This window comes from Lederbergia galactosidilytica (assembly GCF_017873565.1).
Taxonomy (GTDB): Bacteria; Bacillota; Bacilli; order Bacillales; family Bacillaceae_C; genus Lederbergia; species Lederbergia galactosidilytica.
Genome location: NZ_JAGGKH010000010.1, coordinates 178209 through 192553, shown reverse-complemented (window position 1 = coordinate 192553; position 14345 = coordinate 178209). Strand labels below are relative to the sequence as shown.

Genomic DNA, 14345 nt, shown 5'->3' with positions numbered 1-14345 from the left:
CCTTAAAATTCAGGGGGTGGCAAGTTTTTTGCATTCATTCCCCTATAAATCAAGGGGTTATTAACTTTTTACTATAGATTATTTGACAATACGCTTTTGTAGTTAGGAGGTAAGGAGATGAAAACAATCATTTTAGCTGGGGGTCAATCAAGACGAATGGGCCAAAATAAATCTTTAATGAAGCTGGAAGGTATTCGCCTCATTGATCGGATTATTCATGAATGCATGCCAATTTCCGAAAAGGTGATTTTAGTGTCCAATCATGATCTTGCTGATATTCCTGAAGAGGTATTAATGGTTGCTGATTTTCCTCCATTTAAAGGAGAAGGTCCCCTTGCTGGAATTTGGACCGGATTGACTTTGGCGAAAGAGGGAACTTGTTTAGTTGTGGCTTGTGATATGCCATTTATTTCGAAAAGCTTTGCGCGGAAATTTGAGAAAATGATGTTGGAGAAAAAAGTAGATGCGGTCATACCAGTCATAGCAGGCCGTATGCATCCTCTTTTTGCAGTCTATCATACGAGGATAAAGGATCAAATTTATCAAACATTGCTAAATGGTAAACGATCTGTCCGATCGATGATAGCGGATATACATGTGGAATTTTATCCGATGGATGAATATGAGAAGATTCTTTGGAACATGAATACAATGAATGATTACATCCAAGCAGGAAAAATGACTGACAGAGGTGTTTTAGATGAATTGTGAAATCACAAGAGAAGCGATTCAAATTGAAGAAATATATCAGAAAGTAGTACGGAGAGAAGCGGGGGCGATTACAACTTTTATTGGAACGGTCCGTGAATTAACCCATGGCCGTAAGACACTTTATTTAGAATATGAGGCATATGAAGGTATGGCCCTGAAAAAGCTTGAGCAAATTGCTTCTGAAATGAAAAAACGTTGGCCAGGGTTAGAAGTGGCCATTAGCCATCGTATTGGTCGACTGGAAATTAGTGATATTGCTGTGGCCATTGCGGTTTCATCCCCACATCGTCCAGCAGCTTATGAGGCAAATCGCTATGCGATTGAGCGGATCAAGGAAATGGTTCCGATTTGGAAAAAAGAGCATTGGGAAGATGGGGAAGAATGGATTGGTAATCAGCAGGGGACAAAAGAATATCAAGCAGGACAACCTAAGGAGGGAGATAGAGATGAATAAAGTGCTGTTATTTGCCCATTTAAAGGAAATAGCTGGGCAAAGCTCATTGGAAATCGATGCAGCTGGTCAAACGGTTCAGTCTGTGCGTGACACATTGGTAGCGTCATTAGGAAATTTAGACGGAGTGATGATCGCTGTGAATGAAGAATTTGCCACAGATGAAATAGTTATTCAAGCCGGAGATGAGATCGCCCTTATACCTCCAGTAAGTGGTGGATGAGCCTTTACATCCAACATTAGCGGGCAGCAATCTTCCCGTTTCATGGTTTTAGATTCTACAAAAAAGCATAGGTGGGACGAACGGCCATTCAAAGTCTGGATTGGTTAGACCTGCAGGATGCGAGTCGCAAAGGCGTCGCGGCCTACAGAACGCGGTGCAGGCGAAACGATGGGATATCGTGCTTTGAGCTGTTAATAGGATGTTGCACTCTTAACCTTTGATCCTCTTAAATCTGTGGGGAATGGAAAAGGTAATTATTGAAGTTTCACCTTAGAGTCAATCAAAAAGGAGGGGAATGAATATGTATGATCGATATTCCCGACAAATCTTATTTAAACAAATTGGAGCTAAAGGGCAGGCCGAAATCAGGAAAAAGCATGTGTTGATTCTAGGTGTTGGTGCACTTGGTACTCATACCGCGGAAATGCTAGTGAGAGCTGGTGTGGGGAAAATCACCTTGATTGATCGAGATTACGTTGAAATGAGTAATTTGCAAAGACAACATCTATTTACAGAAGAAGATGCCCAGAAGAAATGGCCAAAAGCGGAAGCGGCTAAGATAAGATTACAAAAGGTGAATCATGAAGTTGAGATCGAAGCCATTGTTGGTCATGCAGATGCCACCATGTTAGAAAGCTTAATCGCTAATATTGATTTATTAATGGATGGTACAGATAATTTTGAAGCTCGTTTTTTGCTAAATGATCTAGCCCAGAAATACCATATCCCTTATTTATTTGGTTCCTGTGTTGGAAGCTTTGGGATGGTATTTACGATTATACCTGGTGTTACACCATGCCTCCAATGTCTTTTAAAGAGGCTTCCCCTTCAAGGACAAACTTGTGATACTGTTGGAATTATTGAGCCAACTGTACAGATGGTGACAGCCCATCAGGGGGCAGAAGCATTAAAAATTTTATCAGGGAATATGGAGACTATTAGGAAATCCTATGTTTCCTTTGATCTTTGGGATAATGAATATGTATCCTTGAAAGCAGACGCTCTGAAGGATAGCGGTTGTCCTTCTTGTGGTCTTGAAGCGACCTATCCTTATTTGCAGGCAGAGACAGGATTAAAAGTCGCCGTCCTTTGCGGTAGGGACACTGTACAAATACGTCCGACATCCACAAAACCATTGCCCTTGGAGCCATTAACGAAGCGATGGCGTTCAGCAGGATTAGAGGTAGGGGGAAATCCCTTCTTAGTATCCGTGGTGTTGGAAGGGAAAAGAGTAGTTTTCTTTCAGGATGGCCGGGCCCTTATTCATGGAACCAATCATGTGGACCAAGCACGAAAAATTTACCATTCTTTAATTGGCTGAAACTTTCAATCTTTTCATACGTATGGAATAAGGGAGTGGTTTTTTTAGTGGGGACGGTTACATCCACTATCACCACTTACTTTTCTAAAATTTGAAGGTTGGTCTCACTGCCAGTGGATACGGAAAAACAGAGATGGACTCAGTTTTTTATTAAGGAGATGGTAAATGTTGGTTTCTACTTCTATGTTTGTCGCACTCATTGGTTCCATAGTCATAGCGATCGGATTGCCCATTGTATTAGTCGTCTTATTTAAAAAGAAATTCGGTATTTCCCTTTACGTTCTTTTAATAGGAATGGCCACATTTTTGGTCTTTGCACTCATTCTAGAAAATATTCCGCACGTATATTTCCTAACTATTAACTCGAGTACAAGTGAATGGTTTAAGAATCCTTGGTTATATATGCTGTATGGTGGCTTAATGGCTGGGATTTTTGAAGAGACCGGCCGATTGATTATGATGAAATATGTTCTAAAAAAATACCGAGGATGGAAAGACGGTTTAGCCTTTGGTTTAGGGCATGGCGGTTTTGAAGCGGCGGTCTTAGTGGGGATTTCGAGTATTAGTACGATTGCGATGGCCATTATGATTAATAATGGATCCTTTGATTCAATAATAGCTGCAGATCCATCCCTTGAAGTTGTGAAAGAACAGCTAACAGGGAGTTCAGCCCTTGTATGGCTAGGAGGGATTGAAAGAATCAGTGCCATTGCCATTCAACTCGGATTATCGATTCTCGTCATGTATGGAGTGAAAAATAGGAAGCTTATATTCTACTTTCTTGCGATATTGATTCATGCGCTTATCGACTTTCCGGCAGCCCTTTATCAAACAGGTACGATTGAAAATATCTTCGTTGTAGAAATCATCATCGCTATCATTGCAGTAATTGCGATTATTTGGATCGTGAAATCGAGGAGATTATTTAAAGAATCAGTAACTGAAGTATAAGCTAATATAAAAAATACCTCATTTAAAATGAGGTATTTTTTATATTAGCATTTTTCTAGTGTTTCTGAGCAACAATCACAACTTGTCCTTTATCTAGGATGCTTTCATATTTCTCAGCTTCTTGTTGTGTTAGACCAACTGACTCGAATTTTGAGCGAAGCTCGTCACCTTTCTTGCGAAAGACGTTTTTTACGGAATCCATTAGTCCTTCTTCTTGAAGGCCCACTGTTTCAACTTCTGCTGCATCAGCTAAATCTTTTGTTCGATCATCGTCATGGGTGAATAAATAAATATCATCATGAGAAAACCCTTGGGCTGTTAATTGATTAATAATATTATTAGCTTGTACACCATTTTCACAAACTTCGATTCTATTCATCAAAAATCATCCTCCTCAAGAAATATGATCGGCACATTATGTATATTTCCGATTTTCGTCATTTCAAACATGCTTTTTTCTGATCTTTATAGGAGAGGTGCGAAAAAATCTAATTCAAAGAATGGATAAATCTTGATGGATATAAATTTTTGCTTTTTCAAGAAATAAAATTTAAGCTAGAGAGATAAGAGGTGATGAAATGAGCATTCCCTATGAAATATTAATTGCAAAAATGGAAGAGGAATTAAATAAAGCCAAACAAGCAAGTGAAGCATCGACTAGAAAGGCACATTTGTATACAGTCAAAACATTAGCAGAGCTTGGGGTAGGGGGAGAAGAACTGGGCCAACACGTGGAAAAAAAGGAGAAGGACTTAACATTCACGACACCTTTTACCCAACAGCCCCCATCAAAGCCAATATCGATTCCGCAATCAGATCCACTTCAAACAGAAGACGGAGCTAATGGAGATTCTATATTTGATTTTTAAAAGGGAAAGCGCAGGCGACTGTCCAGCTGCGTACAAGCTTTTATAAAAGTGTGCAGTCCTGGTGCAACACTGTTCTAACCAACATCTGTGGGCCTAACGGCTAATAGAATGAAAATAATAGCTAATAAGATCCCACAACGTCTAATAGAAAGCTTTTAACAGCTAATGGAATAAAACAGAAGTGTTTGCTCAGGTGGATTATTTTCCATATATAAAGAGATGTTAGCTATGAAAATGAATCTTTAAAAAGGAAGGTTGGACATAATGAAGATTTTTATTATCTTAGGTGCTTTGAATGCCTTTTTAGCCGTGGCATTAGGGGCTTTTGGGGCCCACGGTTTGGAAGGAAAAATAGAACCGAAATATTTGGAGGTTTGGAAAACAGGGGTTCAATATGAAATGTTCCATGCAATCGGTTTGATTGCGATTGGGATTCTTTCTGGGAAATACCCGGCATCTTCCCTGTTGTCATGGTCTGGTTGGATTATGTTGATCGGGATTATTCTTTTTTCAGGAAGTTTATATGTATTAAGTACCTCAGGAATCAAGGTATTAGGAGCGATTACTCCTTTAGGTGGTGTCGCATTCCTCGTATCCTGGATTTTACTGATTATTTTTGCAGTGAAACATCTATAGGATTGTATTTGAAAAATAAAAATGCACTGGGAAACAAGTTTGCTTTCTCAGTGCATTTTTAATCGAAATGATTTCTGTTCCACCAAAGGAATGAAGTCTTAACGCGGTGGTGCAGAGGCAAGGGGACCAGAGCCAAAGGGATATTCATATTCAACTGGTTCATTAAATGTTACATAATCTACATAAACCATTGGAATTAGATATCTCTTTCCTGTTTCCGGATCACTTAATATAATATGATCCCTTCCTGCCGCCTCAATAATACCTCTGAAGATTTTTGCGTTCCATTCACGATTGTTTTCAAATGTTGTATGAACATCGACGAGTTTCCCTTTGTTCAGTCTCAATATATTCTCAATATAGGACTCTTCAATAGGTAGCATACCTGGTACATTGACTCCACCCTTTGTGCCTGCAGTTGGGCTAGCCATTTGCATCGGTTGGGGCTGATAGAGATTTGGATTTTGCCCTTGTGGACTAGTCGGCATTTGTTGCATAGGATACATCGGATAATAGCCGGGATTCGTTTGGTAAGGATTCGAATTTGCCAAGAATCTCACTCCTTATATATAGGTTCTCCATGAAATTTGTTGCTCTTTCATTTGTATGTATCCCTAGGCCGAGATATGCCCGCAAATTTCAGTATCTGGGAGCTTGAGTATTCTCAAATAAAAACTCCCTATTCTCAATTGGGGAATAGGGAGTCTTTAGTGTTGAATCTACTTTTTATAAGAATCATGTATAATTAAACTTGTAAGAAACGGGAAAGATCGTCGTCTTCTAGGAGATTTCCGACAAAAAAGGCACCAAACTCTCCGTAACGAGCACTTGCTTCATCGAAGCGCATTTCATAGACGATCTTTTTAAATTGAAGGGCATCATCAGAGAAAAGAGTGACGCCCCATTCAAAATCATCCAAGCCAGATGAGCCACAGATAAGCTGTTTAATCTTCCCAGCATATTTGCGTCCAATTAGACCATGACTGCGCATCAACTCTCTTCTTTCCTCCATTGGAAGCATGTACCAGTTATCATTTCCTTCACGACGTTTATCCATTGGATAGAAGCAAACATGTTGTGTTTTAGGTAATATTGGATAGAGTCGACCACGGACATATGGGTTTTGATAAGGATCTTCGTCAGAATCCTTAGCCAAGTAATTACTTAATTCAACAACAGAGAGATATGAATAAGTAGGGATAGTAAATTCCGTAATGGTTAGTTTATTAAACTCATTTTCAATCTCATGTAGTTCTTCTAATGTGGGTCTTAACACCATAAACATAAAGTCAGCTTTATGGCCTAATATCGTATAAAGTGTATGACTTCCTTCTTTCTGATCTTGTACTTCATTTAATTTGTCCAAGAATTGCTGGAATTCTTGGATTGCTGCTTGGCGTTCCTCATTTGAAAGTAACTTCCAAGAAGCCCAATCTATTTTTCTAAAGTCTTGAAGTGTATACCATCCATCTAATGTGACTACTGCTTCACTCATTTATGATCCACTCCTATATATTAGAATATCTTATTTATACTCATTCTAACTATATCATAGTTTTTCCAACTCTACAGTTTCCAATCATAAATGTTGAAAAAACGACAAGAATATACATATCATTATGTGTTCTGAGTAAAAAGGTATATGCTAAGTGGGGGCCAACAGGAAGTTGGTCACAAAGGCGAAGCGACATACTAATGCAGGCAAAACGACAGGATATTGTGTTTTAAGTCTGTTAACAGGATGTTGCGATTTAAGCCTTTGATCCTTATTATTAGTAATATTATGATAGGAGGCTTTTATGATGACTCAATCAAATAATGGTTTATTTGACGAATTAAAAAGAAAAGTGCAAGGGTGGGATAGAAAGATCGTATTTCCTGAAGCATTGGATGCTCGAGTGTTAGTTGCTGCGGGACGTCTCGCTTCAGAGGAAGTTCTTACTCCTGTATTAATTGGTGACATGAATGAAATTCAAAATAAAGCAAAAGAACATAAGATTTCCTTAGATCGTATGGAAATCTATGATCCGCAAAATTATATTGAAATGGATCAAATGATCGCGGCATTTGTGGAACGTAGAAAGGGAAAAGCAACTGAAGAAGATGCTAAGAAGTTATTGCAAGATGAAAATTACTTCGGCACGATGTTGGTTTATATGGGGAAAGCAGATGGTCTAGTAAGTGGTGCTGCCCATTCAACAGCGGATACAGTAAGACCTGCTTTGCAGATTATTAAAATGAAGCCAGGATTAAGCAAAACTTCTGGTGTTTTCGTGATGGTACGGGACGATGAGAAATACGTATTTGCTGATTGTGCTATCAATATCGCTCCGAATTCTCAAGACTTAGCGGAGATTGCGGTGGAGAGTGCTAAAACGGCTAAAATGTTTGGTGTTGATCCTCGTGTTGCTTTGCTCAGCTTCTCTACAAAAGGTTCAGCTGTTTCTGATGAAACTAAAAAAGTAGAAGGAGCACTTGAGTTGGCAAAAGAATTGGATCCAGCACTTGTTATTGACGGAGAAATTCAATTTGATGCCGCGATTGTCCCGGCTGTGTCTAATAAAAAGGCACCTGATTCACCTCTTCAAGGAGATGCAACTGTGTTTGTATTTCCAAGTCTAGAGGCCGGTAATATTGGATACAAAATTGCTCAACGTTTAGGTGGATTTGAGGCAGTAGGCCCAATTTTGCAAGGGCTGAATTCGCCAGTCAATGATCTTTCTCGTGGCTGCAGTGAAGAAGATGTCTATAATTTGGCGCTTGTAACAGCTATCCAATCTATGGAGAAAAATTAATAAAGGATGTTCAAATAGGAGAAAAAGAATGTCAGAGTTATTACGACAAGAGGAATGGCGGTTTATAGATCAATCAGGATTTAATCCTTATTTTCATGCCATCCAATCGTTCGCGATGGACGATACTTTGTGTAGGTCAGTGGGGAGTGGGGAATCTCCCCCCACCCTACGTGCATGGGTGCATCCCCCCACTTTAGTGTTAGGCATTCAAGACACAAAGCTTCCTAATCTAGAGGCGGGTCTCCAGTATTTACAAGAAAATGATTACAATCGAATTGTCCGAAATTCCGGGGGACTAGCAGTGGCATTAGATGAAGGTGTGTTAAATATATCGATAATTTTCCCAGACACGGCGAAAGGGATTGATATTAACCGAGGATATGATGCCATGTGGGAGCTTATAAAGTTAATGTTTGTTGATTTTGATTATGACATTGAGGCACGGGAGATCGTTGGTTCCTATTGCCCTGGAAGCTATGATCTTAGCATTGAAGGGAAAAAGTTCGCTGGTATTTCCCAACGGCGAATTCGAAAGGCTGTGGCGGTACAGATTTATCTCTGCGTATCAGGAAGTGGGTCTAAACGGGCTGCACTTGTAAAAGGATTTTACGAGCATGCTCAGTATCAGGCATCTACAAAATTTGTGTTTCCAGATATCCAAGTGAATGTTATGGCTTCCTTATCGGAGTTATTAGGGGTGGAACTTTCTGTCCAAGCCGTAATGCAAAGATTTCTTCAAGTCATGAATACAAAGTGTGACAGACTATTTATGGACCAACTCCAAGGAATTGAATTGGAATGGTTCAAGGAATATTATGAGCGAATGGTCAAGCGAAATGAACAAATACTTTTTGAAAAATAGAGCCGCGACAGGGGGAAGTCACGGCTCTATTTTTGCATCTATGTTATAAAAACAGTTATACATGATCTGGCTCATAGGATGTTGGTCAGAACGGCGTCGCCACAGGACGGAGGCCCACAGGATGTGGGTCACAAAGGCGTTGCGCCAGGACGGCGCGTATTTAGCCTTTGGTCCATATTTTAGTCGTTCATCCTTATTGTAAAAGTTTGTACAGCGCTGAACAGGCACTTCCGCTTTTCTTGTTACTCCGCCATTTTTTCTAGGTTGCCATTGCGGTCCATTTTGAAGGAGGTAGGGGGAGTTTCTTCTTCATCAAATAAAACTAGTTTTCGTGCTCGGTTTAAAATTTTCATAAGGGTCTCATAGTCTTCCTGCATTGTGACAGAGTTGTCTTCCAATTTTGCAACTTGCTTTTGAAGGGTATTGTTTTCCGCCTCCAGGTCACGAAGTTGTTTTTTCAATCTCTCATTCTCTCTTTGCAAGATCTCTTGTTGAAAGTCCGAGTTTTGCAAATTTTGTAGATAAGAAATGACTTTCTGCATATTCATATCACCAGTTGGTTCGACAGGAGCTGGTAAAAGATTTCCTTGAAAGTCAGCAGACTCCGAATTCAGTGGCGTACTATTTAAAATTTCAAATGCTTCATCCATTTCCATATCCGCTTCATCGAGAAGGGTTATTGGTGGTTGATAGAGTAGTTTCTTTTTACCGCTTTGTTCTTTCCCCATAATGCGGTGACGTTGCTTTCGTTGCTTTTTAGCTAAATCCAAGGCTTTTTCATATTGGTGCCGCACTACGGCATTCCATCTAAATCCACATGCAGCGGAGGTACGATTTAATTTGTCTCCCACTTCCTCAAAAGCATTTAATTGAGTACTTCCTTCACGAACATGTCTTAATACCGTTTCTGCTAGTAATAAATCATTCTCTTCTGTCCATGCGTCTTGTCTTGTTTTCATTCTCACCATCTCCTATTTTTTTCTCCCAAAATTAGGTTCCTTTTTAAGCATTTGCTAGTTGAAGAAAGTCTTGATTTAGTAGAAGCTTCATCCATATTGGTTAACTTCATTTCTGTTAGAATAGACAAATGCTAACTTTTTTGATTAGTACTATCATGGACAGGTCCGATCATTTTTATACCAAAATAAAAAACAATTATGAAAAATAATGGTAAATAGTTTTTAATATGTGTAGGAATTAATGAAAAATTGTTTGAAGACTGACTAAACGACAAGGATATATTCGCCATTTTCAACTTTATTGGATGAGTTTAATCATAAGTTAATAGGAAATCGACGCTTTATATAAGTATGTAAAGCCGCTATAATAAAATTATGATAGATAGGAAGAGGGCCAGATAATGGATCATTCCAATTTAAAATTAAATGAAGAAAAAGTATTTAAAGACCCTGTTCATCGTTATGTTCATGTGCAAGATCAAATTATTTGGGATTTGATTGGAACGAAAGAATTTCAACGGCTAAGACGAATTAAACAATTAGGAACGACTTATTTAACCTTTCACGGGGCAGAACATAGTCGTTTTAATCATTCACTTGGGGTATATGAAATTGTACGGCGAATTGTGGATGATGTTTTTCAAGGACGGCCAGAATGGAATGAAGATGAAAGGCTTCTGTCATTATGTGCAGCACTTTTGCATGATCTTGGTCACGGACCCTTCTCGCACTCGTTCGAGAAAGTGTATCATACAGATCATGAACAGTTTACAAGAAGCATTATTTTGGGGGTTACAGAGGTTCACGCTGTTTTACATAAAGTTGGAGCGGATTTTCCGCAAAAAGTCGCAGATGTAATCGGAAAAACTTATCCTAATAAGCTTGTCGTCAGTTTGATCTCCAGTCAAATTGATGCCGATCGTATGGACTACCTTCAACGAGATGCCTATTTTACAGGTGTAAGTTACGGCCATTTTGATATGGAACGAATTTTACGAGTCATGCGACCAACAGAAGATCAAGTTGTGTTTAAAGCAACCGGTATGCATGCTGTAGAAGATTATATTATGAGTCGCTATCAAATGTATTGGCAAGTGTACTTTCATCCGGTTACTCGAAGTGCTGAAGTAATCTTAACCAAGATATTGCAAAGAGCAAAAGCTTTATACCAGCGAGACTATCAATTTAAATCTTACCCGACCCATTTTATTTCTTTATTTGAGGAAAAAGTGAGTTTGGAGGATTATCTAAAATTAGATGAGCCTGTGATTTTATATTATTTCCAAATGTGGGAAGAAGAGGAAGACATAATTTTACAAGATTTATGCTTCCGATTTATGAATCGGAAATTATTTAAATATGTGGAATTCGACCCATCGAAACAATATAAACTGCTCGGGCAGTTAGAGGAGCTTTTTAGAGAAGCGGAAATTGATCCTGACTATTATTTGGCTGTTGATTCCTCATCCGATTTGCCGTATGATTTTTATCGGCCTGGTGAGGAAGAGGAACGTCTCCCGATCAATTTATTAATGCCAAATCAGGAACGACACGAACTATCTCGAGAATCTGCCATTGTAGAAGCAATATCTGGCAAACGACGGACAGATCATAAATTATATTATCCACGAGAACTGCTTCTTGATGACTCGAAACATCGAGAAGTGAAGACTAGAATTTTGTCCATCTTAGAAAAGCACTGAAATTGCAAGTTCAAAAAAGGATAAAAAGGATTCGTCAGCGACTATGCTGACGCCAGTAAATCATATGCGTCGAAAAAAGGCAGACTTGCCCTTGATCCTAATTTTTGAACATCCTTTAAAGAACATTGAAAAATAGAACCAGGAGTTGATTCGTTTGCCATGCTAAATGATCATCAAAGATTAATGAATGTGTTTGCTTTATCTGGGGAAGTAACAGGACGGAAAAAATTGCAGAAAATGATCTACATAGCGAAGAAATTGGGATTTCCCTTTCAGGAAAAATTCGAATTCCACTTTTATGGACCGTATTCTGAAGAATTGAGCTTACGGGTTGAGGAATTATGTAATTTTGGCTTTTTGGATGAAAAGAAAGAAGATAAAGGGGGATATTCCCAATATAAATATAAAATGACCACAGCTGGTAGTGAGTTTTTGAAAGAATATGATACAGAAGTTCCCAATTTAAAAGAGTGCTTGTTCAGTATGAATGAACAAAATGCTCGTTTCCTTGAACTTGTTTCAACTGTGCTCTATTTTGAACAAGATTCACGGGAAGAAGTTGAGGGGAAGATCCAGACATTAAAGCCGAAACAGGGGTACACAAGTGAGGAAATTGAAGAAGCTTATCAATATATCGCAATGTTAAGAAAGACCAAAAATTCTTATAACACATCAGAAATTAGCTCTTTTCAGTCATAAACGCGGTACACTCTTTTGTAATTGGGATGGATGGGAAAAGGCTAAGGACGCAACGTCCTGTCGCTTCATCTGCACTACTACAATCTTGTACGTTGGCAGTTCAGTTCCACATCCTGTGGATCTAAAGACAGCAGGACGCAATTAAGTCGAACTGCTGTCTTAATTAAAAATGCGACCAGAATTAAAATGACTAAGAAGTAAACTATGTCTAATGTCAGGTCAAACGTAACATCAAGCAAAAATTCCGTTGCATTTTGCTGAAGCGGCAGCTTATGTTTTTCTTAAACTTCATCACTTAAGCGTTTTCCACCAACAGCGTAATGATTTTTGCTCATTTCCTCAATAAAGACAACAATTTTTTCTTTAGGGGCGTCTACCGTCTCACTTACTGCAGCTGTGACCTTATCTACAAGGGCTTTTTTTTGTTCTTCTGTCCGACCTTCAAGCATTTTTACTGTCACATAAGGCATTTTTATCACCTCTCTATTAAATTATGTACAACTAAAAGTGCGGGCTCAAAAAGGAAGATAAAAAAGCCAACGAACTTCCACAGGATGTGGTGGCTCCGACATTCGACACGGACGACGTGTTGGCATTTAGTCGAAGATCCTCTATCCCGTAGCGTGATTTTTTATCGTGTTTTTTGAACATCCTCTAAAAGTGTATTCCTTTTGTGAAGCGGAAGCAATACTTGGAACAGATTGTATGAGGTTTATCCGAAATTTTTGTATAATATGTAACAAGCGTAGATATTCTTATAATGAGGAGTTGGATATGTGGAAAGATTTCTAGAAAGTTTTTTGCGATTTCCATTAGAACAATTGCCACTGATCGTTGTGGTTTTATTGATAGCTTTTACTGTACATGAGTTTGCCCATGCTTTTACCGCTTATAAATTAGGGGATAATACAGCAAAGGAGCAGGGAAGATTAACACTCAATCCGATTCACCATTTGGACCCGCTTGGTACATTATTAATCTTAATTGCTGGCTTTGGTTGGGCTCGACCTGTGCCTGTCAATCGGTATCATTTTAAAAACCCTCGTATAGGTGGAATTTTTGTCTCCCTAATGGGACCGATTAGTAATTTTATTCTTGCGATTCTCGGCACAGGTATTTTTTACATATTTGTTGTAACAGGAGTTGCCGGATCCTTGCATCCGCTTGTGATTCAATTTTTTAATCTGTTTATTTATTTTAATGTACTGTTGTTTGTTTTTAATTTACTACCTCTTCCGCCATTAGATGGATATCGGATTTTAGAAGACCTTTTGCCAACAAAGGTGAGAGCGAAAATGACGCAATATGAATCCTTTGGCTCCCTTATTTTTATCATCTTAGTCATTACGCCATTGGGGAGATATACGATATATCCAGTTATTAATACGGCCATTCCCTTTTTCATTGAAAGCATCCAAAGAATATTTTCGATATTTTTATAGGAGGTATGTGTTATGGAGCAGAATAAGCGTAAAATTGAATTTAATATTTTAAAGAATGATCCAATTGATGGACATAAAGGATACGGTGTAGGCTCTCTAAGTTTGGAAAATGTAACGCCATTGTTGATTGATGTGGCAGAAGGAGAGGTTTGGATTGAGCCTCAAGTTATGCATGCTCGTAGTAAAACGGAACGTGGTGTAAGGTATGTAAAATCACTAGATGAGTTGCTATCACAATACCCTGAAGAGGACACAAAAAAATATTGGGTGATCTGGGTAGTTTTAGATCGGAAACCCGAAGGTCCTATTTATTCAGGAGTGTCGGCCTGTGAATTATATATCAACCGACCTGCTCGCAGAGGGTATAAGTCGATGCCACAACATGTGAATCATATGGATAAAGCTATGAAAGGACATATTATTGTCGAACATATGGACCAAGAATCAAGACTCAAACTAGGGGAGTTTTTAAAAGAATATGATGGTGAAATTTGGGAAAGAACGGAAAACGAAGTTAAAGCTGCCTTCTTCTAAAAGACAATGAGAAGACATAGGTTTATTATATTTGAATAACTGATAATCATTTCCCTTGTCAAATTTGGCGAAAATAAGTAAACTAACATATAGTTTGCACTGCAAACTAGGACACAGAAAAGCGGAAGCGTCCGTATAGCGACGTACGAACTTTTTAAGGGCCTGACAAGATAAAGGAAACACGGCGAG

The 14345-nt window shown here is 38.7% G+C and carries 18 protein-coding genes; 13 read left to right on the top strand and 5 right to left on the bottom strand.

Annotated elements, in window-relative coordinates:
* Window positions 1–117: 117 nt before the first annotated feature.
* From mobA to J2Z23_RS12420, 5 genes are all read left to right on the top strand, one after another.
* On the top strand, window positions 118–711 hold the full coding sequence (mobA, locus tag J2Z23_RS12440; protein WP_057982729.1) for a molybdenum cofactor guanylyltransferase: 594 nt from the start codon (window positions 118–120) through the stop codon (window positions 709–711).
* A complete protein-coding gene (locus tag J2Z23_RS12435; RefSeq protein ID WP_057982727.1) occupies window positions 701–1165 on the top strand; it encodes a molybdenum cofactor biosynthesis protein MoaE in 465 nt (154 codons plus the stop codon). The genes mobA and J2Z23_RS12435 overlap by 11 nt, the downstream gene beginning before the upstream one ends.
* On the top strand, window positions 1158–1385 hold the full coding sequence (gene moaD / locus J2Z23_RS12430; protein WP_057982725.1) for a molybdopterin converting factor subunit 1: 228 nt from the start codon (window positions 1158–1160) through the stop codon (window positions 1383–1385). Before J2Z23_RS12435 ends, moaD begins: the two co-directional genes overlap by 8 nt.
* A 301-nt stretch (window positions 1386–1686) precedes the next feature.
* On the top strand, window positions 1687–2706 hold the full coding sequence (locus J2Z23_RS12425; RefSeq protein ID WP_057982723.1) for a ThiF family adenylyltransferase: 1020 nt from the start codon (window positions 1687–1689) through the stop codon (window positions 2704–2706).
* A 168-nt stretch (window positions 2707–2874) separates the two neighbouring features.
* Window positions 2875–3657, top strand: coding sequence for a YhfC family intramembrane metalloprotease (locus J2Z23_RS12420; protein WP_057982819.1), 783 nt, complete (start codon window positions 2875–2877; stop codon window positions 3655–3657).
* 55 nt (window positions 3658–3712) lie between these two features.
* Here J2Z23_RS12420 and J2Z23_RS12415 read toward each other — a convergent pair whose 3' ends face one another.
* Complete coding sequence (locus J2Z23_RS12415; RefSeq protein ID WP_057982721.1) at window positions 3713–4036, bottom strand: YflT domain-containing protein; 324 nt, start codon at window positions 4034–4036, stop codon at window positions 3713–3715.
* Window positions 4037–4235: 199 nt separating this feature from the next.
* Between J2Z23_RS12415 and J2Z23_RS12410 the strand changes: the two genes are divergently transcribed.
* Both J2Z23_RS12410 and J2Z23_RS12405 read left to right on the top strand, forming a co-directional pair.
* Window positions 4236–4526 (top strand): YwdI family protein, encoded by a 291-nt coding sequence (locus J2Z23_RS12410; RefSeq protein ID WP_209974099.1) that lies wholly within the window; start codon window positions 4236–4238, stop codon window positions 4524–4526.
* A 264-nt stretch (window positions 4527–4790) separates the two neighbouring features.
* Complete coding sequence (locus J2Z23_RS12405; protein WP_057982716.1) at window positions 4791–5162, top strand: DUF423 domain-containing protein; 372 nt, start codon at window positions 4791–4793, stop codon at window positions 5160–5162.
* A 98-nt stretch (window positions 5163–5260) separates the two neighbouring features.
* On the opposite strand, the gene gerQ is transcribed toward J2Z23_RS12405, so the two are convergent.
* A complete protein-coding gene (gene gerQ / locus J2Z23_RS12400; RefSeq protein ID WP_057982817.1) occupies window positions 5261–5668 on the bottom strand; it encodes a spore coat protein GerQ in 408 nt (135 codons plus the stop codon).
* A gap of 239 nt (window positions 5669–5907) precedes the next feature.
* On the bottom strand, window positions 5908–6657 hold the full coding sequence (gene hemQ, locus J2Z23_RS12395; RefSeq protein ID WP_057982715.1) for a hydrogen peroxide-dependent heme synthase: 750 nt from the start codon (window positions 6655–6657) through the stop codon (window positions 5908–5910).
* A gap of 307 nt (window positions 6658–6964) precedes the next feature.
* On the opposite strand from hemQ, the gene pta reads away from it, so the two are divergent.
* Both pta and lipL read left to right on the top strand, forming a co-directional pair.
* On the top strand, window positions 6965–7957 hold the full coding sequence (gene pta, locus J2Z23_RS12390; RefSeq protein ID WP_057982713.1) for a phosphate acetyltransferase: 993 nt from the start codon (window positions 6965–6967) through the stop codon (window positions 7955–7957).
* A 28-nt stretch (window positions 7958–7985) separates the two neighbouring features.
* Window positions 7986–8819, top strand: coding sequence for an octanoyl-[GcvH]:protein N-octanoyltransferase (lipL, locus tag J2Z23_RS12385; RefSeq protein ID WP_057982711.1), 834 nt, complete (start codon window positions 7986–7988; stop codon window positions 8817–8819).
* 242 nt (window positions 8820–9061) lie between these two features.
* Here lipL and J2Z23_RS12380 read toward each other — a convergent pair whose 3' ends face one another.
* The gene (locus J2Z23_RS12380; protein ID WP_057982709.1) at window positions 9062–9778 is read right to left on the bottom strand and encodes an RsfA family transcriptional regulator; all 717 of its coding nucleotides are present in this window, start codon (window positions 9776–9778) and stop codon (window positions 9062–9064) included.
* Between the two features lie 401 nt (window positions 9779–10179).
* Between J2Z23_RS12380 and J2Z23_RS12375 the strand changes: the two genes are divergently transcribed.
* On the top strand, window positions 10180–11481 hold the full coding sequence (locus tag J2Z23_RS12375) for an HD domain-containing protein (RefSeq protein ID WP_209974097.1): 1302 nt from the start codon (window positions 10180–10182) through the stop codon (window positions 11479–11481).
* Window positions 11482–11640: 159 nt separating this feature from the next.
* Complete coding sequence (locus J2Z23_RS12370; RefSeq protein ID WP_057982705.1) at window positions 11641–12180, top strand: YwgA family protein; 540 nt, start codon at window positions 11641–11643, stop codon at window positions 12178–12180.
* A gap of 281 nt (window positions 12181–12461) precedes the next feature.
* Here the strand turns inward: J2Z23_RS12370 and J2Z23_RS12365 are convergent, their stop codons facing one another.
* On the bottom strand, window positions 12462–12650 hold the full coding sequence (locus J2Z23_RS12365; RefSeq protein WP_057982703.1) for a 2-hydroxymuconate tautomerase: 189 nt from the start codon (window positions 12648–12650) through the stop codon (window positions 12462–12464).
* Window positions 12651–12956: 306 nt separating this feature from the next.
* On the opposite strand from J2Z23_RS12365, the gene J2Z23_RS12360 reads away from it, so the two are divergent.
* Both J2Z23_RS12360 and J2Z23_RS12355 read left to right on the top strand, forming a co-directional pair.
* Window positions 12957–13622: a site-2 protease family protein gene (locus J2Z23_RS12360; RefSeq protein ID WP_057982701.1), complete on the top strand. Its 666-nt coding sequence runs from the start codon at window positions 12957–12959 to the stop codon at window positions 13620–13622.
* 12 nt (window positions 13623–13634) lie between these two features.
* Window positions 13635–14156 carry a YwhD family protein gene (locus tag J2Z23_RS12355; RefSeq protein WP_057982698.1) on the top strand — a complete coding sequence of 174 codons (522 nt, stop codon included), beginning with the start codon at window positions 13635–13637 and terminating at the stop codon, window positions 14154–14156.
* Window positions 14157–14345 lie beyond the last annotated feature (189 nt).